This is a genomic window from Streptomyces sp. cmx-18-6 (assembly GCF_046548915.1).
Lineage (GTDB): Bacteria > Actinomycetota > Actinomycetes > Streptomycetales > Streptomycetaceae > Streptomyces.
The window spans coordinates 1-529 of sequence record NZ_JAEBEP010000061.1 but is presented as its reverse complement, the minus strand read 5'-3'; the positions used below and the strand labels follow the sequence as shown (position 1 = coordinate 529).

The 529-nt window shown below is 73.2% G+C and carries 1 protein-coding gene; it reads left to right on the top strand.

The features are described from left to right. A partial coding sequence (locus tag ACLJPL_RS34150; RefSeq protein WP_411084824.1) for a GTP-binding protein occupies positions 1–529 on the top strand: 529 nt, incomplete at both ends.

Sequence of the window (529 nt, the reverse complement as noted above, 5' to 3'; positions counted from 1 at the left end):
CCCTGCGGGTGCTCGACGGGGCGGTGGCGGTGTTCGACGCCGTCGCGGGTGTGGAACCGCAGAGCGAGTCCGTGTGGCGGCAGGCCGACCGGCACGGCGTGCCGAGGATCGCGTTCGTCAACAAGCTGGACCGGGTGGGCGCCGACCTCGACGCCGCGGTGGCGTCGATCCGGGAACGGCTTCATCCGCTCCCGTTGGTCGTACACCTGCCGATCGGTGCCGAAGACGGCTTCACCGGCGTGGTCGACCTGCTGCGCATGCGCGCGCTGACCTGGGTCGACGGCGGCGAGACGGCCGTCGAGGACGTCGTACCGGAGGATCTTCGGGAGGAGGCGCTGCGTCGCCGTCGGCTGCTGGAGGAAGCCGTCGCGGAGCGGCATCCGGCCGCCCTGGAGGAGTTCTGCGACCGGGAGACGCTCACCGCGGCCACCCTCACCGGCGCCCTGCGCGACCTGACGCGCACCGGCGACGGCGTGGTCGTGCTGTGCGGCTCCGCCTACCGCAACCGCGGCGTCGAACCGCTGCTGGA